At 57.8% G+C, this 20,176-nt stretch carries 24 protein-coding genes; 12 read left to right on the forward strand and 12 right to left on the reverse strand.

The window, feature by feature from the left end:
• Positions 1 to 109: 109 nt before the first annotated feature.
• From mbhE to mnhG, 7 genes are read left to right on the forward strand one after another with little or no spacing between them, the layout of a single operon-like run.
• Positions 110 to 2,230, forward strand: a complete 2,121-nt coding sequence (gene mbhE / locus E2L05_RS04505) for a hydrogen gas-evolving membrane-bound hydrogenase subunit E (protein WP_243721864.1) — start codon at positions 110 to 112, stop codon at positions 2,228 to 2,230.
• Complete coding sequence (locus E2L05_RS04510) at positions 2,227 to 2,646, forward strand: Na+/H+ antiporter subunit B (RefSeq protein ID WP_133341702.1); 420 nt, start codon at positions 2,227 to 2,229, stop codon at positions 2,644 to 2,646. Before mbhE ends, E2L05_RS04510 begins: the two co-directional genes overlap by 4 nt.
• Before the next feature lie 3 nt (positions 2,647 to 2,649).
• Positions 2,650 to 3,021: a Na+/H+ antiporter subunit C gene (locus E2L05_RS04515; RefSeq protein ID WP_133341703.1), complete on the forward strand. Its 372-nt coding sequence runs from the start codon at positions 2,650 to 2,652 to the stop codon at positions 3,019 to 3,021.
• Positions 3,018 to 4,514 carry a Na+/H+ antiporter subunit D gene (locus E2L05_RS04520; protein ID WP_133341704.1) on the forward strand — a complete coding sequence of 499 codons (1,497 nt, stop codon included), beginning with the start codon at positions 3,018 to 3,020 and terminating at the stop codon, positions 4,512 to 4,514. Before E2L05_RS04515 ends, E2L05_RS04520 begins: the two co-directional genes overlap by 4 nt.
• On the forward strand, positions 4,511 to 4,990 hold the full coding sequence (locus E2L05_RS04525; RefSeq protein WP_133341705.1) for a Na+/H+ antiporter subunit E: 480 nt from the start codon (positions 4,511 to 4,513) through the stop codon (positions 4,988 to 4,990). Before E2L05_RS04520 ends, E2L05_RS04525 begins: the two co-directional genes overlap by 4 nt.
• Positions 4,987 to 5,355, forward strand: coding sequence for a monovalent cation/H+ antiporter complex subunit F (locus E2L05_RS04530; protein WP_133341706.1), 369 nt, complete (start codon positions 4,987 to 4,989; stop codon positions 5,353 to 5,355). Before E2L05_RS04525 ends, E2L05_RS04530 begins: the two co-directional genes overlap by 4 nt.
• A complete protein-coding gene (gene mnhG / locus E2L05_RS04535; RefSeq protein WP_133341707.1) occupies positions 5,352 to 5,669 on the forward strand; it encodes a monovalent cation/H(+) antiporter subunit G in 318 nt (105 codons plus the stop codon). The genes E2L05_RS04530 and mnhG overlap by 4 nt, the downstream gene beginning before the upstream one ends.
• Here mnhG and E2L05_RS04540 read toward each other — a convergent pair.
• Genes E2L05_RS04540 through E2L05_RS04560 form a run of 5 tightly spaced genes read right to left on the reverse strand, consistent with a single transcriptional unit; the run spans position 5,654 to position 11,157 of the window.
• On the reverse strand, positions 5,654 to 6,427 hold the full coding sequence (locus tag E2L05_RS04540) for a glutathione S-transferase C-terminal domain-containing protein (RefSeq protein WP_165971689.1): 774 nt from the start codon (positions 6,425 to 6,427) through the stop codon (positions 5,654 to 5,656). The genes mnhG and E2L05_RS04540 overlap by 16 nt on opposite strands.
• A gap of 1 nt (position 6,428) precedes the next feature.
• Positions 6,429 to 7,793: a cytochrome P450 gene (locus E2L05_RS04545; RefSeq protein ID WP_133341709.1), complete on the reverse strand. Its 1,365-nt coding sequence runs from the start codon at positions 7,791 to 7,793 to the stop codon at positions 6,429 to 6,431.
• Positions 7,794 to 7,800: 7 nt separating this feature from the next.
• Positions 7,801 to 9,444: a Dyp-type peroxidase gene (locus E2L05_RS04550; RefSeq protein ID WP_133341710.1), complete on the reverse strand. Its 1,644-nt coding sequence runs from the start codon at positions 9,442 to 9,444 to the stop codon at positions 7,801 to 7,803.
• The gene (locus E2L05_RS04555) at positions 9,441 to 10,484 is read right to left on the reverse strand and encodes a hypothetical protein (RefSeq protein WP_133341711.1); all 1,044 of its coding nucleotides are present in this window, start codon (positions 10,482 to 10,484) and stop codon (positions 9,441 to 9,443) included. Before E2L05_RS04555 ends, E2L05_RS04550 begins: the two co-directional genes overlap by 4 nt.
• Before the next feature lie 4 nt (positions 10,485 to 10,488).
• A complete protein-coding gene (locus E2L05_RS04560; protein WP_133341712.1) occupies positions 10,489 to 11,157 on the reverse strand; it encodes a hypothetical protein in 669 nt (222 codons plus the stop codon).
• Positions 11,158 to 11,339: 182 nt separating this feature from the next.
• Between E2L05_RS04560 and E2L05_RS04565 the strand changes: the two genes are divergently transcribed.
• The 5 genes from E2L05_RS04565 to E2L05_RS04585 are packed head-to-tail and all read left to right on the forward strand — an operon-like array spanning position 11,340 to position 16,363.
• Complete coding sequence (locus E2L05_RS04565) at positions 11,340 to 12,086, forward strand: transglycosylase SLT domain-containing protein (RefSeq protein WP_243721865.1); 747 nt, start codon at positions 11,340 to 11,342, stop codon at positions 12,084 to 12,086.
• Positions 12,086 to 14,179, forward strand: coding sequence for a flagellar biosynthesis protein FlhA (flhA, locus tag E2L05_RS04570; RefSeq protein WP_133341796.1), 2,094 nt, complete (start codon positions 12,086 to 12,088; stop codon positions 14,177 to 14,179). Before E2L05_RS04565 ends, flhA begins: the two co-directional genes overlap by 1 nt.
• Complete coding sequence (locus tag E2L05_RS04575; protein ID WP_243721866.1) at positions 14,176 to 14,955, forward strand: flagellar biosynthetic protein FliR; 780 nt, start codon at positions 14,176 to 14,178, stop codon at positions 14,953 to 14,955. The genes flhA and E2L05_RS04575 overlap by 4 nt, the downstream gene beginning before the upstream one ends.
• The gene (locus E2L05_RS04580) at positions 14,952 to 16,040 is read left to right on the forward strand and encodes an EscU/YscU/HrcU family type III secretion system export apparatus switch protein (RefSeq protein WP_133341713.1); all 1,089 of its coding nucleotides are present in this window, start codon (positions 14,952 to 14,954) and stop codon (positions 16,038 to 16,040) included. The genes E2L05_RS04575 and E2L05_RS04580 overlap by 4 nt, the downstream gene beginning before the upstream one ends.
• Positions 16,037 to 16,363, forward strand: coding sequence for a hypothetical protein (locus E2L05_RS04585; RefSeq protein WP_133341714.1), 327 nt, complete (start codon positions 16,037 to 16,039; stop codon positions 16,361 to 16,363). Before E2L05_RS04580 ends, E2L05_RS04585 begins: the two co-directional genes overlap by 4 nt.
• Before the next feature lie 8 nt (positions 16,364 to 16,371).
• Here the strand turns inward: E2L05_RS04585 and E2L05_RS04590 are convergent, their stop codons facing one another.
• The 7 genes from E2L05_RS04590 to fliE are packed head-to-tail and all read right to left on the reverse strand — an operon-like array spanning position 16,372 to position 20,169.
• Entirely contained in the window at positions 16,372 to 16,902 is a 531-nt protein-coding gene (locus E2L05_RS04590; RefSeq protein ID WP_133341715.1) for a flagellar basal body-associated FliL family protein, read from the reverse strand.
• Positions 16,903 to 16,911: 9 nt separating this feature from the next.
• Positions 16,912 to 17,634 (reverse strand): flagellar basal body L-ring protein FlgH, encoded by a 723-nt coding sequence (gene flgH / locus E2L05_RS04595; RefSeq protein ID WP_133341716.1) that lies wholly within the window; start codon positions 17,632 to 17,634, stop codon positions 16,912 to 16,914.
• Between the two features lie 22 nt (positions 17,635 to 17,656).
• A complete protein-coding gene (gene flgA / locus E2L05_RS04600) occupies positions 17,657 to 18,091 on the reverse strand; it encodes a flagellar basal body P-ring formation chaperone FlgA (RefSeq protein WP_243721867.1) in 435 nt (144 codons plus the stop codon).
• Between the two features lie 4 nt (positions 18,092 to 18,095).
• A complete protein-coding gene (gene flgG / locus E2L05_RS04605) occupies positions 18,096 to 18,881 on the reverse strand; it encodes a flagellar basal-body rod protein FlgG (protein ID WP_133341717.1) in 786 nt (261 codons plus the stop codon).
• Between the two features lie 9 nt (positions 18,882 to 18,890).
• A complete protein-coding gene (locus tag E2L05_RS04610) occupies positions 18,891 to 19,607 on the reverse strand; it encodes a flagellar hook-basal body complex protein (RefSeq protein ID WP_133341718.1) in 717 nt (238 codons plus the stop codon).
• A 1-nt stretch (position 19,608) separates the two neighbouring features.
• Positions 19,609 to 19,875, reverse strand: coding sequence for a flagellar biosynthetic protein FliQ (locus tag E2L05_RS04615; protein WP_133341719.1), 267 nt, complete (start codon positions 19,873 to 19,875; stop codon positions 19,609 to 19,611).
• Between the two features lie 3 nt (positions 19,876 to 19,878).
• A complete protein-coding gene (gene fliE, locus E2L05_RS04620) occupies positions 19,879 to 20,169 on the reverse strand; it encodes a flagellar hook-basal body complex protein FliE (protein WP_133341720.1) in 291 nt (96 codons plus the stop codon).
• Between the last annotated feature and the right edge of the window lie 7 nt (positions 20,170 to 20,176).

The raw sequence follows: 20,176 nt of genomic DNA on the forward strand, positions 1-20,176 counted from the left end.
CATCGTACCGCCGCTAATAGCAGCAGGGCTGTTTGCCTTCTTTCTCTCATTTTTGCATCCGATCAGCGCCGGAGAGAGTGTGCGCCATGCTTGGGAATGGATTCCAAGCATGGGGGTTGAACTGAGCTTTTTTATCGATGGGCTTAGTCTGACCTTCGCGCTCTTGATCTCTGGTATCGGCGTGCTGGTCATGTTGTTCTCGGGCAAATACATGGCCGGAAATCCGCAGCATGGGCGGTTTTCCATGTATCTGGTCAGCTTCATGTTGGCCATGCTGGGTCTTGTTCTGTCAGATAACCTTTTGGGTTTGTTTGTTTTCTGGGAGCTTACAACGATCACATCCTTCTTGCTTATCGGGTTCAATCACGACAGCAAGCTTTCACAGCGATCCGCCATGCAGGCTCTTTTGGTCACGGGGACAGGGGGGTTGGCTATGCTGGCCGGGTTCCTGCTGATCGGATCGGTTTCCGGCACAATGGAGCTTTCAGAGCTTCGCGGCATGGGCGATATTCTACGCGACAGCCCAATGTATTTGCCAATTCTGCTGTTGGTCCTGGCAGGTGCTTTCACAAAGTCGGCGCAATTCCCCTTTCACTTCTGGTTGCCCAACGCGATGGCCGCGCCAACGCCGGTCAGTGCGTATCTGCACTCGGCGACGATGGTTAAAGGTGGCGTGTATTTGTTGGCGCGAATGCATCCGAACCTGTCCGGTACAGATGTATGGCTTTGGACTTTGGTTGTTTTTGGGGCATTCACGACCGTGTTCGCATCGGTTCTGGCGCTTAAACAGAATGACCTGAAGCAGACGCTGGCTTACACAACGCTCATGGCACTTGGTGCGCTGGTCCTGTTTCTTGCCGCCCCGGGCGGCTATGCGATCACCGCGATGGCCACGTTCCTTGTGGTTCATTCATTGTACAAAGCTGCGCTGTTCCTGATGATCGGGTGTGTCGATCATTCCACCGGGACGCGGGATGCCCGGCGGCTGGGCGGTTTGATTCGCCGGATGCCGATTACCGGGGTTGCGGGCGGCTTGGCAGCATTGTCGATGGCCGGAATGTACCCGTTCATAGGCTTCATCGGAAAAGAGTTGCTCTACAAGGCCGGGCTTGAAAGCCCCGCATCGGTGCTGATCGTCACGGGCGCAATTTTTCTGGCCAGTGCGCTGATGTTCGCGGTGGCCGGGGTTGTTGCCTTGAAACCGTTCTGGGGGTCTGCTGCGCACATGCCTCAGCTTGACCGGCCGATCCGCGAAGCCCCGATTCCAATGCTCGCCGGACCCGTCATTCTGGGTGTCGCCGGTCTGTTCTTCGGGCTGAACTCCCACGCTCTTCAACATGCTGTGACCGATCCGATCGTGGGTGCAGTGCTGGGCGATATGGAAAAAGCGAAAGACCTGCACCTTTGGGCCGGGGTGAACATGGCGCTGTATCTCAGCCTTGCAACCTTTGCGACAGGGTTGGTTTTGTACCTTTTCCACAAGACCCTGCGGGAAAGGCTGATCGCTGCCGGAGAGCGCCTGATGAGCTTCGATGCCAAGTGGGACAGCCTGCTGGTGGCGATCAATGCAGGGGCGGTCAAAGTCACTGCGCTGATCCAACCGGGCATTCTAAGCCGCTATCTGCTTGTTGTGTTTTCGACCATCACTCTGGCCATCGGCGGTACAATCCTTGCACGCGGTCTCGACATTGGGACGCCGGTCTTGGATGGCATCACATATGTCCACCTGATCGTATTCGGGTTGACCGTGTCAGGTGCGTTTGTGGCGGTCATCACCAATTCACGCATTGCAGCGATTGCCGGGCTGGGTGTGACGGGTATCGGCGTTGCGCTGGTGTTCATCCAGTTCGGTGCGCCCGACGTGGCGATCACGCAGATCTTGGTTGAAATGCTGGTTGTGGTTCTGTTCTCGGTCGCGGCGCTGAAGCTGCCGACATTGCCGCAGCGGCTGCCGTTTCACAATCGAGGCCTGCACGCCATCGTTGCGATCGGTTTGGGCGCCGTTGTGACCGGCGTTGTTATCGGCATCACATCGGTGCCGCTGAACATGAACCTGACCGAGTATTTCGAAAAGTACAGCTACCCAATCGCGCACGGCAAGAACATCGTGAATGTCATTCTGGTGGACTTCCGCGCCTTTGATACGTTTGGGGAAATCTCGGTTGTCGCTGTCGCGGCCATTTCGGCCTATGCGCTGCTCAAGCAACGCAAATCCGGAGGCACATCATGAACTCACTCATCCTGTCCACTGCCACGCGGTTGATCGTTGCGATCCTGTTGATGTTTTCGATCTTCATGCTGCTGCGGGGGCACAATCAACCGGGTGGCGGTTTCATCGGTGGCCTGATCGGCGCAACGGGCTTTGTTCTGTACGCCATCGCCAGCGGCACCAAAGAAGCCCGCGCGGCGCTCCGCGTTGCGCCCCAGCAAATGGCCATGGTCGGGCTGGGAATCGCGGCTGTGGCGGGGCTGGCATCGGCCCTGTTCGCGGACCCGCTGTTCACCGGGCAATGGCTGTTCATAGGCGCATCTGGCGACGATCACGGCCTGCCGCTGTCCACCGTCCTGATGTTCGATATCGGGGTCTATCTTGTCGTCATGGGCGGTATCCTGACCCTTGTCTTCGCGTTGGAAGAGGAAATCTGAGAAGTGGAAACCCTGCTTGCCATCACGATCGGCTGCCTTGTGGCAGCGGGCGTTTATCTGATGCTGGCGCGCGATATGCTGCGCTTTTTGTTCGGTCTGACGCTTATTTCCAATGCTGTGAACCTTGCGATCTTCGCGTCTGGTCGCATTACCGTCGGCGGCGTGCCGCCCTTGGTGCCCGAAGGTGAGAAATACCCGGTTGGGGATGTCGCCAACGCGCTGCCGCAAGCATTGATCCTGACCGCCATTGTGATCGGCTTTGGCCTGTTCGCGTTCAGCCTTGTGCTGGCGATGCGGGCCTATTCCGAACTTGGCACGCTTGATACGGACGCGATGCTTTTGGCCGAATCCAACGACGAAGGTGACAAAGCATGAGTTGGTATCTGACGCTACCGCTGATGACGCCGTTCGTCGTGGCCGTGCTGGCGTTTCTTCTGCGCAAAAATGGTGTGGGCCGGTGGGTTGCTGTAGTGGGATCGCTGATCGGTGTGGGCCTTTCGGCTCTGCTGTTCATGCAAATCCTGCGCGACGGAGTCGTTGTAGGGCAGATGGCTGATTGGCCTGCGCCTTATGGCATCACGCTTGCTGCGGATCTCTTGTCGGGCATCATGGTGATGCTCACGGCGCTCGCTGGTTTGGCGACGACCCTCTATGCCACGTCCGAGATCGATCCGGAACTGGAAGACCTTGGGTTCTTTGCGGTGCTGCAGTTGCTTTTGGGCGGGGTGACCGGCGCATTCCTGACAGGGGATTTGTTCAACCTTTATGTCTGGTTCGAGGTCCTTCTAATTTCGTCCTTCGGCTTGTTGATCATGGGCGGCACGCGCGAACAAATCGACGGTGCGGTGAAATACGTGACGCTGAACCTTGTCTCGACGATCATGTTCTTGATTGGCCTCGGGTTCCTATACGGTGCGACCGGGACGCTCAACATGGCGGATCTTCGCGGCGCTGTGGATGCAAGCGAGCAACAGGGGTTGATCACTGTTCTGTCCATGTTCTTCCTGCTCGCGTTCGGGATGAAGGCAGCAATGTTCCCGCTCTTTGCGTGGCTGCCAGCGTCGTACCATACGCCGACCAGCACCGTTTCCGCGATCTTTGCCGGGCTTTTGTCCAAGGTTGGCGTCTATTCTCTGTTCCGAACCTTCACGCTGATCTTCGACAACGATGTTGGCTACACCCACACAATCCTGCTGTGGGTGGCTGGTCTTACGATGGTGGCCGGTATTCTTGGTGCGCTGGCGCAAACGGATGTGCGCCGTGTGCTGTCTTACCAGATCATCAGTTCGATCGGCTTTCTGCTCATGGGGCTAGCGCTTTATACGCCGTTGGCGATTGCAGGTGCGGTCTTCTACCTGATCCACAACATCATCGTGAAAGTGAACCTGTTCCTTGTGGCAGGGGTGGCTGAACGGTTAACCGGCTCATCGCAGATGTCGCGGATGGGCGGGCTTTACAAGACTGCGCCGCTGTTCAGTGTTCTGTTTCTGATCCCTGCCTTTGCACTGGCCGGCTTCCCGCCGTTGCCGGGGTTTTGGGCCAAGGTGCTATTGGTCAAAGCTGCGCTGGATGTGAACGCATGGGTGATGGCGGCGATTGCCTTGTCTGTCGGTCTGCTGACCATCTGGTCCATGATGATCGTCTGGACCCGCGTTTTCTGGGACCCACACCCAGATGGGCTTGAGCCAACGCTGTCGGACCTTGGTGATGACAAGTGGCCCTTGCTGTTGCCGATTATCGCGTTGGGTGCCATGACAATCCTGATCGGGATATTCCCGCAGAACTTCGTGGTCCTTTCAGAGCAGGTCGCGGCGCAATTGCTGGACCCACAGCCATATGTCGACGCAGTCTTGGGAGCAGCGAAATGAACCTCTTTGCAGTCAATATGGTTCTGGCGTTCGTTTGGGTGGTCCTGACTGATGCATTGACCCTTCCGGGGCTGATGTGGGGGTTCGTTCTGGGATTTGCCGCCCTTTGGGTGGCCCAGCCGCTTTATGGCGAGCCCGGTATGTACTTCGTCAGGATGCTTCGTGTGGTTCAGTTGGCGGTCTATTTTTGCTATGATCTGACGATGTCGAGCTTCAAGGTGGCGGCGGCCGTGCTGCGCCCCGGGTCTGCCGCGTCGTCCGGCATCATTGCGATGCCGCTGGACGCTGAATCGGATCTGGAAATTCTGATGGTCGCCAATCTGATCTCGCTGACACCCGGCACGCTAAGCCTTGATGTCTCAGATGATCGCAAGACACTGTATGTCCACGCGATGTTTGCCGCAGACCCAGAAGCCGAAGCGCAAGGATTGAAAGACGGGATGGAGCACATGGTCAGAAGGGTCTTTTCGCAATGACACCGGGTGATTTCCTCGCACTGTGCCTTAACGTCGGGTTCGGCCTGATCATGTTGTCGCTGGTTCTTGCTTTCGTGCGACTGGCCAAAGGGCCCAGTTTTTCAGACCGTGTTGTTGCGCTGGACATGATGTCGGTTTCTATCGTCGCGTTTTGTGCGCTCTATGCGATCAAGACGGGGGTGTCGTCGTTCGTGGATATCGCGATCGTCGTGGCCTTGATCGGCTTTTTGGCGACCGTGGCACTTGCGCGGTTTGCCGAACGCGGCATCCACCGCAACCGGCATCTCTCGGATATCAGTCCGGCGGATGTTGTGGCCACGCAAACAAAGGGCGCACAGCGCGCGGACCAAGGAGATAAGTCATGATCGAGATTATCGCAGGGCTTTTGATTTTGGGCGGCAGCGGGTTCGTGTTAATTGCCGGGCTTGGCGTGTATAATCTGCCCGACGCGCTGAACCGGATGCATGCATCGACCAAAGCGGGCACGCTGGGCAGTATTCTCGTTTTGATCGCCACTGCACTGGTTTTCGGCAATGGTGCGGTCACGGCACAGGCCGTCGCGACGATTGCCTTCTTGCTGCTTACAGCTCCGATTTCAGCCCATATGATTGGCCGCGCAACTGTTCAGATGCAGCGCGTCCGGGAAGAGGGCTGCGATCCGGGTCAGATCACCCGATAAGTGTCGTATAGCTGCTGAATGTATCGCCCGGCCGGCCGTGCCCGCAGGTCTGTAATGACGGCCTGCACATCGGGTGGGCAGCTTTCTAGCCGGGGCAGATGACCGCCGTACCCGTTGGCCAGCACCATTGGCCCACCTGATGTGGCGAACGCCAAGTCCGCGAGTGTCAGCCGGTCACCGCAGAGGTGGGGCCGACCGTCTGCCAAGCGGCTTTCCACCAAATCGAAGCCTCTTTGCACTGCGCCAAGTGCCTCGTTGGCGGATGCTTGGCTGAGTTTCAGGGCATCAATCAGGCGGGACTTAACCAGCCCAAATCCGCCGCAGAACAAAAAGGCCCTTTCCCATATCGGAACGCCGGTTGTGAAACTGGGCCAGACCAAGGCGCGATCTTTCAGGAAGTGGAAATAGGCCCATTTGACGGTGCCCATGCCAAGGTTCCAGCGCAAGTCGTGTTGCACGGTCATGACATCGCCATGCAGCGCCGGGTCTGTATTCGCATCTGGCACCAGCCTGCGGTCTGCTGGGGCAAGGGGGTCAAACCCCGCCGCGATCCGGTCTACCCCCGCAAATTTTGCACCTTCATGGATCAACAAGGGGCTGTCCATTCGTCCCGCGCCATAGGACCGCAAGGCGAGGATATGAAAGATTGGCGCATGGGGGCGTTCGTCGAACGGGATGCCCCAATGCGCGAGCATCCAACGGGCGAGATCCACATCGGCACTTGGCAGAAGGGTGATCAGTTTTGCCGTTCTGGTCATGTCACTCAGGGTCGAAATGCAAAACGAAGTGCTCGGGGAACGGGGTGCCAGCGGTTTGAATTTGCCCCTCGGCCCCACCCGCACGGCGCAGGCCATTCTGGGCTAGCAGCGGTTTCAGGATTGCGGGGATCACGGCTGCATTGATGACCGCCCCGAAACAGGTGTGCATCCCAGTGCCCCAGATTATCTGGTCACTGAAGGGGCGCGATGTGCGGAACAACTCGGGGGCGTCGATGTCGTAGGGATCGAACATGGCAGACAATGTTGCGGCAAAAACCATCTGCCCTTTGCGCACTGTTACCTGACGCAGTGTCCCGGGAGCGATGACGGTATCGCGCGTCGCCCGGCGATAGAGGATCGGATTGTGCGGATTGAACCGAAGGGCTTCCCAAACAAAGCCCGCCAGCTTGCCGGGATCGTCCATCAGGGCGGCGGTGCGCGCACGGCGCAACACGTCGGGGCGGCGCATCAATTCATCCATGGCCAGGCAGGCGGCCTTTGAAATCGTCGGGATCGCCCCGATGACCAGCCCAAGCAGGTTGTTCCGGATGCCCAGATCATCCATCCCCGGCGTGCCAGCGGCCTGAAGCGCCAGACACCGGCCAAGCACATCATCGATCTTGGCCCCGCTGGCCTTGCGCTCTGCAATGGCGGTATCAAGATAGTCGCGCAGGCCTTCGGCGTCTTTCATGGCCTGCTCGTGCAGGTGAGGGTCAGCCCCAAGGTCCCCGAACAGGTACCAAAACAGGCGCGTCGTCCAGCGCTGCATTGTCTCAGGGTTCGGCCCAGGGGTGCCAAAGTAGTCAGCCACCATATCCCACGGAATATGCCGTGTCAGGGCAGGGGGCAGGTCTATCACACCGCCGGATTGGGCAACCACGCTGTGGGCAAGATCGGCGGCACGGGGGGCGACCCGTTCAGCGACGTCAGTGTGCTGCATGGCAAGACGCATCGCCGATGTGTCGCGGGTATAGTCCCAACTGGGCTGCATCCCGAGAAAGAAATTTGCGCCTGCGGTCAGTTCTTGCATGCGCGGCCCATAGACCACGGCAAAATCATCGTCTCTGCGCAGCACATCCATGACGTCGGCTCTGCGGGTGACAATCACCGTTCCGGTGTTATCATAGGCGGCAACAAGCTTGCGTTTCAGGGACAAGTTCGGCGCGAAACCCCGCAAAGTGGCCAGCACCTGCCGTTGGCGCGACGGGTCCGCCAGCAAAAGCGCCAGATTTTTTCTAAGTCCACCGGGCGCGCGCGTGGCCTTAAGACCGGCCAAGGCAAGGCGTGCACCATTCCCAATGCCAGACCCCAGAACAAACAGGCGCAATCCCGCGCTGCTAAGTACATTACCAATAAAACCGAGCATCAGGCCCTCAGGTTGGATCGATGATACCGAGTGCGATCATGTGCAGCGCAGTCATCGATGGAACAAAGAAATAATCGCCCCCGCGTGTTTCCACGAAAGTCTTGAGCCCACCCATCACATAGGGTGGCTTTCCGCTTTTGGGGTCGGAGGGGATCGTGAACCGCTTGTGCAGGCTGTGATCGCCCAAAAGCGGACAGGTGTTGTTGCCTTGATGGAAGTCGAGTCCGTATTGAATCCATTGTTGTTGGACGAATTCGAACTGCCGGAAAATACTGGTACCGATGATCATCATGGCGACGCCCTGTTCGGTGTCGTCGTCTTTGTGCGCCGTATCATCCGGCCCATAGGGCAAGCCGCGTCGCAAAATTCGCCGCCGTTTGTTCAATTGGGTCGTGGCGTCCTTGTTCTTTTTGCCCGGTTGGTTCAACGGATCGAGGTAGTCGCGCGTGTTGACCCGCCGCATGTGTGCGCCGCCGGGGCATTTGAAGCCGCCCATGTCATCGCCATATCTGAAATCGCTTGCCGCAGTTGATTTGAGATAAGCGCGCTGCGCTGCCATCGCCTTTGCCGGGTTTTCATCGTCGAGCCCATGGGCGCTGCGTACCTTGAGCCAATCGTCAAACCCGGGCGCGGTTGCCACCGGCACACCATCAGACCAACGCCCGACCATCTTGGCCAGGATCGTCTCGCGCGCCTCTACCTGGTCTACGCCCATCACACGGGCAAAGCCTTGGGCTTGGGCATCAATGAAAGCGTTGAAGCTGCCGACATTCTCGTGCAACTTGCGGAACACCATGAAGCTGCCGTTTTGCATCACGTTTGGCGGCATTGCGGCGGGTGGTAATTCTTGGCTTTCGTCGGGGTGACCCAACAGGAACTCACCAGTTGCCAAGGGTTGCCAACCGGTTTCCCGCCCCATCCATTTGCCGCGACCGATCACAGCCTCTTTTTCCAACTCGGGGGGGTATTGCCCTTCGAACACAGGATCTCCGATCCCGTCGGTCAGGCCGAAATGCTCGCGCGGAGTGGGGAACTTGGCGCCGTCCACTGTGGTGAAAACTGCAGAGGCAGACTGATATTCGCCGGTTCCATCCTGTGCATTGCCGGTCAGCAGTTGCACACCCTCGTCGGAACACAAGCTGCGCAGCCATTCTGTTTGCGCCTCAAGCTCTGGAACGGGCTGATCGCTGCCCAGTTGGGCAAGCTGCGCATTCATCGATATCCAGATATGGACATCATCCGGGCTGCCGCGCGGGTCCCTGCGGGAGGCGCGCCAAATCGGATCCCACTTTTTGCACCATCCCTCGTCATCCTCTTCGACCTGGTCGGCATGGCGATCCCCCAGAATGAACGCGCGGGCTCTCATGCCATCCACGAAGCTTTCGGGCATTCCCTGCAACGTCCGTGTCGGCAAGCCGAGCTGGCGCAGGCCGGGATAGGTGAACCCGATATTCAGGGTGACTTTGGGCTTGCTGTCCGGGCTCCAGCGGGCGGCGGTGGTAACACGGGGGCGGACGGCCTCGACAAATGCCCGCCCTGCATCTCCGTTCCGAATATTCAGAAAGAAATATCGCGCAAAGGGAAATGAGAACCGGCCGTAAGCCCGCGTGATGTTGCCTTGAATATCGTCAAGGTTCAGTTGCCGGGTCATGCCGTGCCTCGCGTGTCATCAGACTGTGCAGCCACGGACAAAGAGATAACGCCGGGCGCTTGGGTCGGGGCCATCTTGTCGCCGGGTTTGTGATTGGTCAGAAAATCGCCAAAGGCGGCGTGCAACGTATCCGCGTCGCAGCCTTGGTGGTCTACGGCGAAATCGGCGAAGTGCTGCTGCAAATAAAGTGACTTAAGGACCGATGGTAGATCGCCAAATTCGGCGGGGGGCATTGGCTTTTGTCCATTCGCAACGACGAACTGGTAGAGCGCGAAAAGAACGGCCACGCTCGCGCCAACCCCGATCAGCGCCGTCCAGCCCGGCGACCAGCCGACGATCGGAAGAGCAGCCATTCCAAAAATCAGCGCCAGAAACGCCAGAAGCGTGACCGCAATCGGGGCGATTGCCACGGCCGCAAGTACAGGGACAGGCAGCACCGACAGTTTCGGCGGCGTGATCCAATAGTCGTTGAAGGGCATCGTTGTCTCGACCTGGCACCGCTTGAGATAGCGCGCAAAGCTTTTGGCATCGGTGACCTTGTCGAACCCCACGCAGTTTTCATAGATCGACCGCAATTCAGGTTCCATCCGGTTCCAGAGCCGCCGTGCCCAAGCATCTCGTACCCGGCCCTGTTGCGACGGGTCCAGAGTTTCGGGCAGGGGGTCGCCCTCATCCATCACGGCATCGATATCAACCGCAAATAACAGGTAAGGGCAATTTAGCCTGTCCACCGGTTGAGGATCGATCGGGTCTTTCTTGCGTATTGATGCGATCAGCGCATCTGTCGGTGTGCGCCCATTATATATCGTATCCTCAATGACCACGAAACGACACAGATGGGTTTGCAGGCTGCGGGTGAAAGGGCTGTTCTCGCCAATCTTGATCGTTGCGGGCGACTGAAGCGCGGTCGGCAGCAGACCGAGGGTGATCCGCACTGCCTGTTCATGGGACATCTGCGTGCCAGTCAGGCCGGTTGTGGTGCCTGCCTTGATTGGCGTCAGAAATGTCAGGAACAGGTGGCCGGTGTCGAAATTTGGCATCGGCTTAGCCCCTCTCGTAATCGAAAACAGTGGCCATATTCTGCACGGCGCGCATGCGGTTCATATCGGCCCGTTCCGTATCGAGGCTGGCAACCGGGCCAAATCCCGGCTCGCCAAGGCAGTTTTGGACCTTGAGCAGATGCTTCTGATAGGTTTTGGCAAATTCTTCCGGCGATTGAGTGGCGTGCGCCTGTGCCAGTTCCGAAATCGCGCGATTGACCTGCATCGCGCTTTTCACGTCGCGCTGCGCCGAGCCGGGGGTGGCGTTATAGTAGTAGTCGGTGAACACTTGATTATGGGTGATGTAATTCTTGAAGGTCGCGACCGGTATGGACTGCGGATACTTCGTGGCTGTATACCAGAACAGGTCCAGACCGTTTGGAATTCCGTCTGAGAATGCGTCGATATACTGGTCCCAGGTGCCGTTGAAATTCGAACAAAACAGCATGTAATCGTTGCGCAGGGTTTCTTTTCCTTGGCCAAGATCAGGCCATTGCGATGGCTTTATCAAAACCCAGCGCGCAAAGTGGATCAGGGATAGTCCCATCAGTCCGCTCAAAACGCTTGGAACGCCCCGCGCCACCATGAAAATGAGCCTGTTTACCCAAGTCAGCCATGGCTTGCTTGGTGTGACGACATTCATCGCATAGGCCTTGCCAGCGATATTCGACATGGCGCCCCCCTTTGCTTTCCTTGCGTTAACTATACGCGGGGAAGTTGATCTGTCTAAGGAATTTCGCGCGCCGGAGCCACTTGGTCATGGTTTCCCGACCCTGGAGCGGATGCACTAACCAAATCTCAACACCCTGCAGCGTATCCCAAACGGGTATGCGGCAAGAAATGCGGCGGTGAAAAATGGGTTATCCTTTGCCTGCACGGTGGCGGCGATGGGGCGTGGTGGCGCTTGTTATTTGCGGGCTTTGGCCGGCGGCGGGGCATGCCATGACCGGCGGCGTGCAAACTGTGTGCGAAACCGCCGCGCGCCGGGCATCGAGCATGACTGGCGTGCCGCTCAAGGTGCTTTTGGCTGTGTCGCTCACAGAAAGCGGGCGCAAAACCGGTGCAACCTTTGGGGCGTGGCCATGGACATTGAACATTGCCGGGAAAGGCGCATTCTTTGACTCCAAGAGCGCAGCTTTGGCGCGCGCGCACGCAACACTGGCCGGTGGCGAGCGAAGCTTTGATTTGGGGTGCTTCCAGATCAACTACCGCTGGCACGGAGAGGCGTTCGGCGCCTTGTCCGACATGCTCGATCCAGACCTAAATGCTCAATATGCTGCCCGGTTTTTGCGTGATTTATTTGCTGAAAGCGGTGATTGGTCGGTAGCGGTGGGGCACTACCATTCTCGCACGCCACAATATGCGAACCGGTATCGCAAGATATTTCATCGTCATTTAGCCAATTTAGGCGGCGGGCCTATTCCGGTACAGTCATTTCCACCGGCGACAGCCGTCGCGCCCACTGTGACGCGTGGCCCGAACAGGTTTCCGTTGCTGCAACCCGGCGGCGCACCGGTCAGTATGGGATCGCTCGTGCCGACGCGGCCCAACACCGGAAGTCTGTTCGGCGATCGGACCAGCCGCAGCATGTGGGGCGGATGATGGGCAAGTTTGACATGCGTTTGCTGTTCCAGCCCACCATCCTGATGGCGATGGCGCTTATGGCAATCATTGTGATGATGATCCTGCCCATGCCCTCATGGGTGCTGGACATCGGTCTGGCTGCGTCCTTTGCTCTCGCGATCTTGATTTTCACGGTCACTCTGTTCATCGAACGGCCACTGGATTTTTCGGCATTCCCGACGATCCTTCTGGCGTCGTTGATGCTTCGTTTGTCACTGAATGTGTCCTCGACGAAGCTGATCATTGGACAGGGGCATACAGGTACCGACGCGGCGGGGAATGTCATCAGCGGATTTGCCAGCTTCATCATGGGGGGAAGCGTTTTCCTTGGCGTTGTGGTGTTTTGTGTTCTGTTGATTGTCAATTTCATGGTCATCACCAAGGGCGCAGCCCGGATGGCTGAAGTGGGTGCGCGCTTTGCCTTGGATGGGATGCCCGGCAAACAGCTGGCCATCGATAGCGATATTGCCGCAGGAGCAATCAGCCATCAACAAGCGCAAGCCCGCCGCGCGGCCGAGCAGGACGAAACGACGTTCTTTGGCTCTCTCGACGGGGCCTCTAAATTCGTGAAGGGTGATGCCATTGCCGGGCTTCTCATCACGCTTCTGAACCTTGTGATGGGCCTGATCATGGGGGTGGCGTTTCATGATATGCCGCTTGGGCAAGCGGCTGAAACTTATGCAATTCTAACCGTTGGTGATGGGCTTGTGACCCAAATACCTGCTGTCATCATATCCATCGCCTCTGCGCTGTTGCTGGCACGGGGCGGGGCGACGGGCACCACTGACTTTGCCGTGTTTTCACAATTGGGGCGGTATCCGGGGGCGCTGGGAACAGTCGCTGTCTTGATGGCAATGTTTGCGATGGTGCCGGGTTTGCCGTTTTTGCCTTTTGTCATGGGGGCTGCTGGCCTCGGCGTTGCTGCGATCTTTGGGTACCGCGCCGCAAAACGTCTGGAGGCGGATGCGCAACAGGCGGCAGTTGACACAGCCGACGCCCAAAAGACAGAAGCACCCATTGGCGATATGCTAGATGTGGATGACATCCATGTGGAATTCGCTGGCGATCTGGTCGCCATGGCGCTGGACCCGGCCACGGGGCTTGATGCGCGGATCATCAGTATGCGCAGTCACATTGCAACGGATTTCGGGCTGATCCTTCCCGAGATGCGGCTCACCGACAATGTCAGCCTCACGGACGGCACATACGTGATCCGGATCCAGGGGGCGGAACGGGTGCGTGGGCTTCTTCAGCCTGATCGGGTCTTGGCCCTGCTGCCGGACACCGATGACCTCCCAGAAGAGGGGTTGGCGGTGCGCGAGCCCGTCTATGGTGCGCCGGCACGGTGGATAGACCCCGGCGCGCAGGACAAATTCTCGATTGCCGGAGCAACCGTTGTAACCGCATCGGAGGTTTTGGCGACCCATCTGCTAGAAGTTCTCAAGGCAAATCTGGGCCATCTGATGACGCTCAAGACATTGCGCCGCCTTTTGGATGAAATGACACGGCTCAGCGATCAGGGGCGGGCGGATGCAAACCGTCGTCTTCTGGATGAGTTGATCCCCGAAAAGGTGCCCCAAGACCTTCTTCTGGCCGTGCTGCGTATGCTGTTGGAAGAACGCGTTTCGATCCGCAACCTACCTCTCATTCTGGAGGCAATCGCTGAAGTGCGGCCGCTGCACACTATGCCAGAGGCGGTGTGTGAACATGTGCGCCAGCGGCTTGGGTTTCAGTTGGTGGCTGTCCATCGGCGCGCTGACGGCACGTTGCCACTGCTTCAACTCGCGCCGGAATGGGAGAAGCGCTTTGAAGCACATCAGATCAACACCGACCGTGGGTTGCCGGATGTCGCGCTTTCACCCGAAGATTTCAACCGGTTGGCCGTCGCAATTTCCGAGCGTTACGCGCGTGCAACGGCGGCATCGGAAAATCCGGCCTTGATCACCTCGACCCGGCGGCGGCGTTTCTTGAAAAGCGTGGTGGCGGCGCGCGGGCTTCAACTGCCGGTCTTGTCTTTCGAAGAAATCGGCATTGATGCGAAACCAGCTGTTGTGGGGGTGGTGGCGGCGTGAACGAGGCTGCAAACCTGCTGCTGGACATGGTGTTGGACAGTGCCGGGCTGTGGATTGCGGTTTTTCTGCGCGTCGGTGCGGCGATGTTCTTTTTGCCCTCATTCGGGGCTCAGGTGGTGTCTGTCCGTGTACGGATCGCACTGGCGGGGGCCTTTGCTGTGATTGTCGCGCCTGCGGTGGCAGAGCAAGCTGTGCCCGGCCCCATTGATACAGCCTTGCTTGTCAGTTTAGCGGCGACTGAAACTGTCAGCGGTCTCGCGCTTGGGTTCTCGGTGCGGCTTTTTGTGTGGTTATTGCAAATCATGGGGACGATTGCGGCGCAGGCAACGTCCTTGTCGCAGTTGTTGGGCGCTGAAGCAGTCGATCCGCAGCCAGCCATATCGCAGATCATGATGATGGCGGGTCTTTGTCTTGCGGTGATGGCTGACTTTCACGTGCGCATCGCAGAAGCCCTGATCTTATCCTATGACACGCTGCCCATGGGCCGCTTCCCGCTGTCCGGTCCGCTGTCAGAATGGGCGGTGTTTCGGGTTACCGAGATGTTTGCTTTAGCATTCACCTTTGCCGCGCCCTTCGTGATCGGATCGGTTCTCTACAACCTTGCTCTTGGGGTTATTAATCGAGCCATGCCGCAATTGATGGTCGCCTTTGTGGGCGCACCCGCCATCACTGCAGCAGGCCTTGTGCTGTTGCTGTTGACAGCGCCGGTGATGCTTCCGGCATGGCTTGACCTTTTGAATGGTCGGCTCATGGACCCGTTCGGTGGCGTGCCATGAGTGAAGGGCAAGACGATGACAGCGAAAAACCGTATGAGCCGTCACAAAAGCGGCTAGATGATGCGCGCAAAAAGGGTGAGGTGCCTCGGTCCACAGATTTGATGACCTCCGCGTCCTATGCGGGTCTTGTGCTGACGATCATGGTCTTCGGTGCAGGCAGCGTGACGGAATTGGGCGGCGCGATGCTTGTGATGCTGGATCAAGCTGAAACAATGTCAGGCCTGCTGCTCGCCGATGGCGGGGCAACTCTCGCCGGTGGTTTGATGGCTAAAATCGGCATTACTCTTGCGCCTTGGTTTCTGGTGCCCGCAACCTTGGTTTTGCTGTCTGTCATAGCGCAGCGTGGCTTTACGATGACCGGCTCGAAACTGGCACCAAAGATGAACCGCATCAGTCTGTTGAGCAACGCCAAGCAGAAATTCGGTCGTGGCGGGCTTTTCGAGTTCGCCAAAAGCTTCACGAAGCTTGTGGTGTTTTCGGTTACGCTTGCGCTGTTCCTGATTGCTGAAATTCCGGACATGGTCGCCACCGCCTTGCTTGGCCCAGGGCCTGTTGTAACGATGCTGACCAGCATTTGCCTTCGTTTCCTTGCAGTTGTTCTTGCGGTGTCTTTGGCCATTGGTGCGGTCGATTTCCTGTGGCAGCAGGCCGAACATTTGCGCAAGCACCGAATGTCTCACAAGGAAATGACCGACGAAGCCAAGCAAACCGAAGGCGATCCGCACATGAAACAGAAGCGACGGCAGAGAGGGTATGACATTGCGACAAACCGGATGATGGCGGATGTTCCAACAGCGGATGTGATCGTGGTGAACCCGGTACACTATGCCGTGGCGCTCAAATGGTCGCGAGAACCAGGCTCGGCACCGGTTTGCGTGGCCAAGGGGGTGGATGAGGTGGCCGCCCGCATTCGTGAAGTCGCGGCAGAGGCGGCAATTCCGATTCACCGGGACCCACCTGCAGCGCGCGCTCTGCACGCGACCGTTGAAGTGGGGCATGAAATCCGGGCTGATCACTATCAAGCAGTTGCCGCCGCAATTCGCTTTGCCGATCAAATGCGCAGGAAACAGGGGGGCAGGGCATGAACGACCCACGGATATTGCGACTGCGTCAGGTTGCGGAATTAGTGCAAGCGCGCGCAGCGGCTGAACTAGGCGCGAACAAACATGCCGATATATCTATTCAAGACAAGGTTTCTGCGCTTCGTAATCAGAAGATCGGAACGGGACCAGATGCATTTCAACGTGCGGGTGGAGAGCAGATTTGGCGGCAATGGCGCGATCGCGAGATTGCCGCGCTCAATCGGGAGAGGGCGCTCCTTCGTGTCGCGCAGGAACGTCTTGCAGAGGCATCAGCGCGCGCAACCGCCCGGGTTCAAGCCTTGGATCGGTTGCTCGAAAAGCCATAGCCGCTTCGTCACAGCGCCTGTTTGACCATGTCCACGATCAAAACATCATAGAGAATGGGCCCGGCGGTCTTTTTCCCCGTCTCGCGCAATGCAGTGCGCAACGTTTCGAGGCCGAGATGGTTCAGGAAATTCCCCTTGAAGCCGCCCATGTTCGCGTGATCGAACAGAACCCGCAAGAAAGCATCCCGCAGCTTTGGCTCCATATTGTAGATTTCCTGTTGGGCGCCTTGTTCCACCTCAAGGCTGAGCGTGACGACAACCATTGCATCAACGTCATTCTCAACAACCACCGGCACCACGAATTGATTGGCGAGTTTCACGAAATCTGCCGGGGCATCCGGCGTAGGCGGCAATGCATGGCCAGCACTGTCTGTTGGCGGGCAAACGGGGGACTCACCCGCGTGCCCATCTTCATGAACGTCGCCTTCTGTCACTTCGGCATGGGTGACGTCCTTATCGCCCGATTGCATAAAGAAACCTGTGCCAAGGCCCCCCGCAAGGCCGGTCAGCGCGATTAGAAGTGGAATGAGTTTGCCCATGTGCCTACCTTAAAACGGAAGAATGATATCAGAGATTTGCTGTCCCCAGCGTGGCTGCTGAACATCGGTGATCTGGCCCCGGCCGCCATACGAAATCCTGGCGGACGCAATTTTGTCATAGGTGATTTGATTGGTACGCGAGACGTCTTCAGGGCGCACATACCCCGACACCAGCAGCTCCCTGATTTCGAAGTTGACCCGCACTTCTTGCGACCCTTCGATGCGCATCACGCCGTTGGGCATCACGTCGGTTATGGTGGCCGCAACGCGCAGAGTTAGCTTCTCTTTGCGTTTGACGGACCCGTCTCCTTCGGATTCGCTCGACGAGCTGAGATCCACAGGGTTCTCAGCAGATGCGCCATCGGGCATGTTCTGTCGCTGAGGGAAGCCGAAAAGTTGCGGAACCTCCAAACTTTCGCCTGCAGACCGTGATCGCGAGGTTGAGTTTGAAATTTCGGCCTTCTCGTCGATTTCGATGACAACAGTGAGAATGTCGCCGCGTTCTCCGGCGCGCCTGTCGCCTAAAAGTGAATTTCGCGCTCCGGTCCACAGAGACGATTGATCAACGATACGCTGCTTTTCAAGAGAATTGGGCAAGCCCTGTACCGACATGGCGAGATGCTCGCGGCCGGCGTCATCGGCGCTGAACGAAGGGGGACGACCGACATGGTCCAGTCGGCCGCAGCCCGCAATGCTAGCTAAAAGAGCAATGCAAATCAGAAAAAGTCGCATGCTTACTCCATGGTCGAGGGTTTCAGGGGGCGACAGTGATACTGCCGTCAACGGTGATGCTACCCGCCACTGTGCTGCGTGACGTAAGGTTCATAACGCGGATGCGGTCACCAACGCCGCCCCGGTCCAGCGCCCGTCCTTCGGTGACAATGGCGAGCCCGGCATGGTGGTAGTTGAGCGAAACGATTTGATTTCGCTCAACGATTGCTGGTGGGCCAAGGTCTTGCGGCATGATGGGTCTGCCGGCGTAGATTGTAACTTTCGTTTCCAATCCGATCGCGTCTTTGGGATTGCTGAGTGCGCCGGGTGTTGCGTGTGTCGCGCGCTGCAAGTCCGCCGCAGTAATGACGGTCTGGCTGCGCAGATTGCGCAGGGCGATAAGCGACTCGGCCGACACCGGCGCACCGATTGCCAAAGCCAAAACTGTTCCCATGACGAAGCGAAGTTGCAGTTTCATGAGATCAGCGTATCTGCGAGGTGCTGGCCATCATCTGGTCTGCGGCTGTGATCACCTTCGCGTTCAACTCGTAGCCCCGCTGTGCCTCAATCAGTTCTGTCACTTCTCGCACAGCGTCGACTGATGAATTTTCAAGATACCCTTGTCGCAGGGTGCCCAGCCCGTCCGTTCCCGGATCACTCACATTCGGGGGGCCCGAGGCTTCAGTTTCGCGAAACAGGCTGCCGCCAAGGGCTTCGAGGCCGCGGGCGTTGGGAAACCCTGCCAATGTGAACTGCCCCAGAAGCTCGGCTTCGACTTGGTCGCTGAAATAAGCATAAATCTCGCCATCGGCATTCATTGACAGGCTGACGGCATCATCGGGGATCACGATGTCAGGCACCACCGGATAGCCCTCTGATGTTACAATTTGACCTTCCGCAGAGCGTTTCAGCCCGCCATCCCGTGTATACGCAGCGCCGCCGTCAGGCATGGTCACTTCAAGATACCCAGGGCCTTCGATGGCGAGATCGAGATCGCCGTTCGTTTGCGTCAAAGAACCTTGCGCAAGGTGGACCGAAACCGAGGTTGGTTTGACGCCAAGACCAAGCTGCACCCCTGTGGGGACGACGGTGCCGTCCGACGCATTGATCGACCCGGGGCGTTGTAGCTGTTGATAGTGCAGGTCAGCAAACTCAGCCCGTCGTGTGTTATAGGCCGTCGTGCTCATGTTTGCGAGGTTGTTTGAAATGACCTCGACCCGCATTTGTTGGGCGGACATTCCGGTTGCAGCGATCTTAAGGGCGCGCATGGTACTCTCCTATTGTCCTAGGGTTTGGATAACGCCGCGAATGCGTTCGTCTTCAGTCGACATGAGATCACGCCCGCGCTCATAGGCGCGCTGCACCTCAATCATTCGAGCGATCTCAAGGATTGGATCGACGTTGGAGGATTCGATGAACCCTTGAACCATTCCGCCATTTTCCAAAGCTTCGACGCCACCCTCGACGTCAAATCGAACCCCGCCTGCGCGGGTCATTTTCGTTGGGTCCAGCGGTTGAAACAGGCCAATTTGACCAAGCGCTCGTCCGTCACCGCTGATCGATCCGTCGGTTCCGATATGAATGTCGTTGACTGCGGGTGGGATGAAAATGGGCGTTTCACCCGGATCCAGGACCAATGCGCCGTCTGAACTTGCCAACAGGCTGTCTGCATTGGGCTGAAAACTTCCGGCGCGGCTCAGGCGGTTCCCTTCTGGTGTTTGGACCATGAAGTATCCATCGCCTTCGATGGCGACGTCAAAGCTGCCGCCGGTTCGTGTCAGTTGACCTTGGCTGCGATCAATCATCCGCGCATTGGCGGTAGCCATTGAGAGAGAAGTATCTGAATTCTCAAGGCGATTCACGAACTCAGAAAAGATTAACCCCTCTTTCTGATAGCCCCCCGTGGATGCGTTCGCGATGTTGTGGGCGATAATTTGCATTTCCTGTCGCAGACCGCTTTGCCGGGTAAGCGTTGCGTAGCTTGCATTATCCATGTCAGCCTCCTGCAATCAGTGGAACGATGGTAGTCTTGAAAAAACTGGTCATCGTTTGCGTCATAAATCCCATACTCATCCAGAAAACGACGAGGATGGCCGCGAGTTTGGGAACGAAGGTCAGCGTCATTTCCTGAATGGAAGTGAGCGCCTGAAACAGGCCGACCACGAGGCCCGTCACAAGGGCGGCCGTCAGGATCGGAATCGAAATGATGACGGCGATCCAGAGACCTTGCCTGAGGGTGTCGAAGAAAACCGTCTCATTCATAGTTCAGACCGGCATCCGCAGGATTTCCTGATAAGCTTCGACAACCCGGTCGCGGACGGTCACGGCCGTTTCAATGGCAAGCTGGCTTTGAGCAATTGTTTCGACCAAGGATTGCGGATTTTCGCCCCCTGCCAACGTTGCTTGGGCTACCTGATCTGTCGCCTGCAATGTGCTTGCGAAGTCGGCGAATAGCCCCGAAGCGAGCGGCTTTGGTCCCTCTTCGAGAGGGGTTGGGTTGGTTGCAGGTTTCGCGCTGATATAAGACTGAAGGGCACGTGCCGAGGTAAATTCCATTCTGGAC

The sequence above is a fragment of the Meridianimarinicoccus aquatilis genome (assembly GCF_004358675.1).
GTDB classification, from domain to species: domain Bacteria; phylum Pseudomonadota; class Alphaproteobacteria; order Rhodobacterales; family Rhodobacteraceae; genus Meridianimarinicoccus; species Meridianimarinicoccus aquatilis.

What these genes read in the sequence shown, in the direction of transcription:
- mbhE (WP_243721864.1), top strand. Translation starts at nt 110, where the DNA reads ATGGGGGTTGAACTGAGCTTTTTTATCGATGGGCTTAGTCTGACCTTC.
- E2L05_RS04510 (WP_133341702.1), top strand. Translation starts at nt 2,227, where the DNA reads ATGAACTCACTCATCCTGTCCACTGCCACGCGGTTGATCGTTGCGATC.
- E2L05_RS04520 (WP_133341704.1), top strand. Translation starts at nt 3,018, where the DNA reads ATGAGTTGGTATCTGACGCTACCGCTGATGACGCCGTTCGTCGTGGCC.
- E2L05_RS04525 (WP_133341705.1), top strand. Translation starts at nt 4,511, where the DNA reads ATGAACCTCTTTGCAGTCAATATGGTTCTGGCGTTCGTTTGGGTGGTC.
- E2L05_RS04530 (WP_133341706.1), top strand. Translation starts at nt 4,987, where the DNA reads ATGACACCGGGTGATTTCCTCGCACTGTGCCTTAACGTCGGGTTCGGC.
- mnhG (WP_133341707.1), top strand. Translation starts at nt 5,352, where the DNA reads ATGATCGAGATTATCGCAGGGCTTTTGATTTTGGGCGGCAGCGGGTTC.
- E2L05_RS04540 (WP_165971689.1), bottom strand. Translation starts at nt 6,427, where the DNA reads ATGACCAGAACGGCAAAACTGATCACCCTTCTGCCAAGTGCCGATGTG.
- E2L05_RS04545 (WP_133341709.1), bottom strand. Translation starts at nt 7,793, where the DNA reads ATGCTCGGTTTTATTGGTAATGTACTTAGCAGCGCGGGATTGCGCCTG.
- E2L05_RS04550 (WP_133341710.1), bottom strand. Translation starts at nt 9,444, where the DNA reads ATGACCCGGCAACTGAACCTTGACGATATTCAAGGCAACATCACGCGG.
- E2L05_RS04555 (WP_133341711.1), bottom strand. Translation starts at nt 10,484, where the DNA reads ATGCCAAATTTCGACACCGGCCACCTGTTCCTGACATTTCTGACGCCA.
- E2L05_RS04560 (WP_133341712.1), bottom strand. Translation starts at nt 11,157, where the DNA reads ATGTCGAATATCGCTGGCAAGGCCTATGCGATGAATGTCGTCACACCA.
- E2L05_RS04565 (WP_243721865.1), top strand. Translation starts at nt 11,340, where the DNA reads ATGGGTTATCCTTTGCCTGCACGGTGGCGGCGATGGGGCGTGGTGGCG.
- flhA (WP_133341796.1), top strand. Translation starts at nt 12,086, where the DNA reads ATGGGCAAGTTTGACATGCGTTTGCTGTTCCAGCCCACCATCCTGATG.
- E2L05_RS04580 (WP_133341713.1), top strand. Translation starts at nt 14,952, where the DNA reads ATGAGTGAAGGGCAAGACGATGACAGCGAAAAACCGTATGAGCCGTCA.
- E2L05_RS04585 (WP_133341714.1), top strand. Translation starts at nt 16,037, where the DNA reads ATGAACGACCCACGGATATTGCGACTGCGTCAGGTTGCGGAATTAGTG.
- E2L05_RS04590 (WP_133341715.1), bottom strand. Translation starts at nt 16,902, where the DNA reads ATGGGCAAACTCATTCCACTTCTAATCGCGCTGACCGGCCTTGCGGGG.
- flgH (WP_133341716.1), bottom strand. Translation starts at nt 17,634, where the DNA reads ATGCGACTTTTTCTGATTTGCATTGCTCTTTTAGCTAGCATTGCGGGC.
- flgA (WP_243721867.1), bottom strand. Translation starts at nt 18,091, where the DNA reads ATGAAACTGCAACTTCGCTTCGTCATGGGAACAGTTTTGGCTTTGGCA.
- flgG (WP_133341717.1), bottom strand. Translation starts at nt 18,881, where the DNA reads ATGCGCGCCCTTAAGATCGCTGCAACCGGAATGTCCGCCCAACAAATG.
- E2L05_RS04610 (WP_133341718.1), bottom strand. Translation starts at nt 19,607, where the DNA reads ATGGATAATGCAAGCTACGCAACGCTTACCCGGCAAAGCGGTCTGCGA.
- E2L05_RS04615 (WP_133341719.1), bottom strand. Translation starts at nt 19,875, where the DNA reads ATGAATGAGACGGTTTTCTTCGACACCCTCAGGCAAGGTCTCTGGATC.
- fliE (WP_133341720.1), bottom strand. Translation starts at nt 20,169, where the DNA reads ATGGAATTTACCTCGGCACGTGCCCTTCAGTCTTATATCAGCGCGAAA.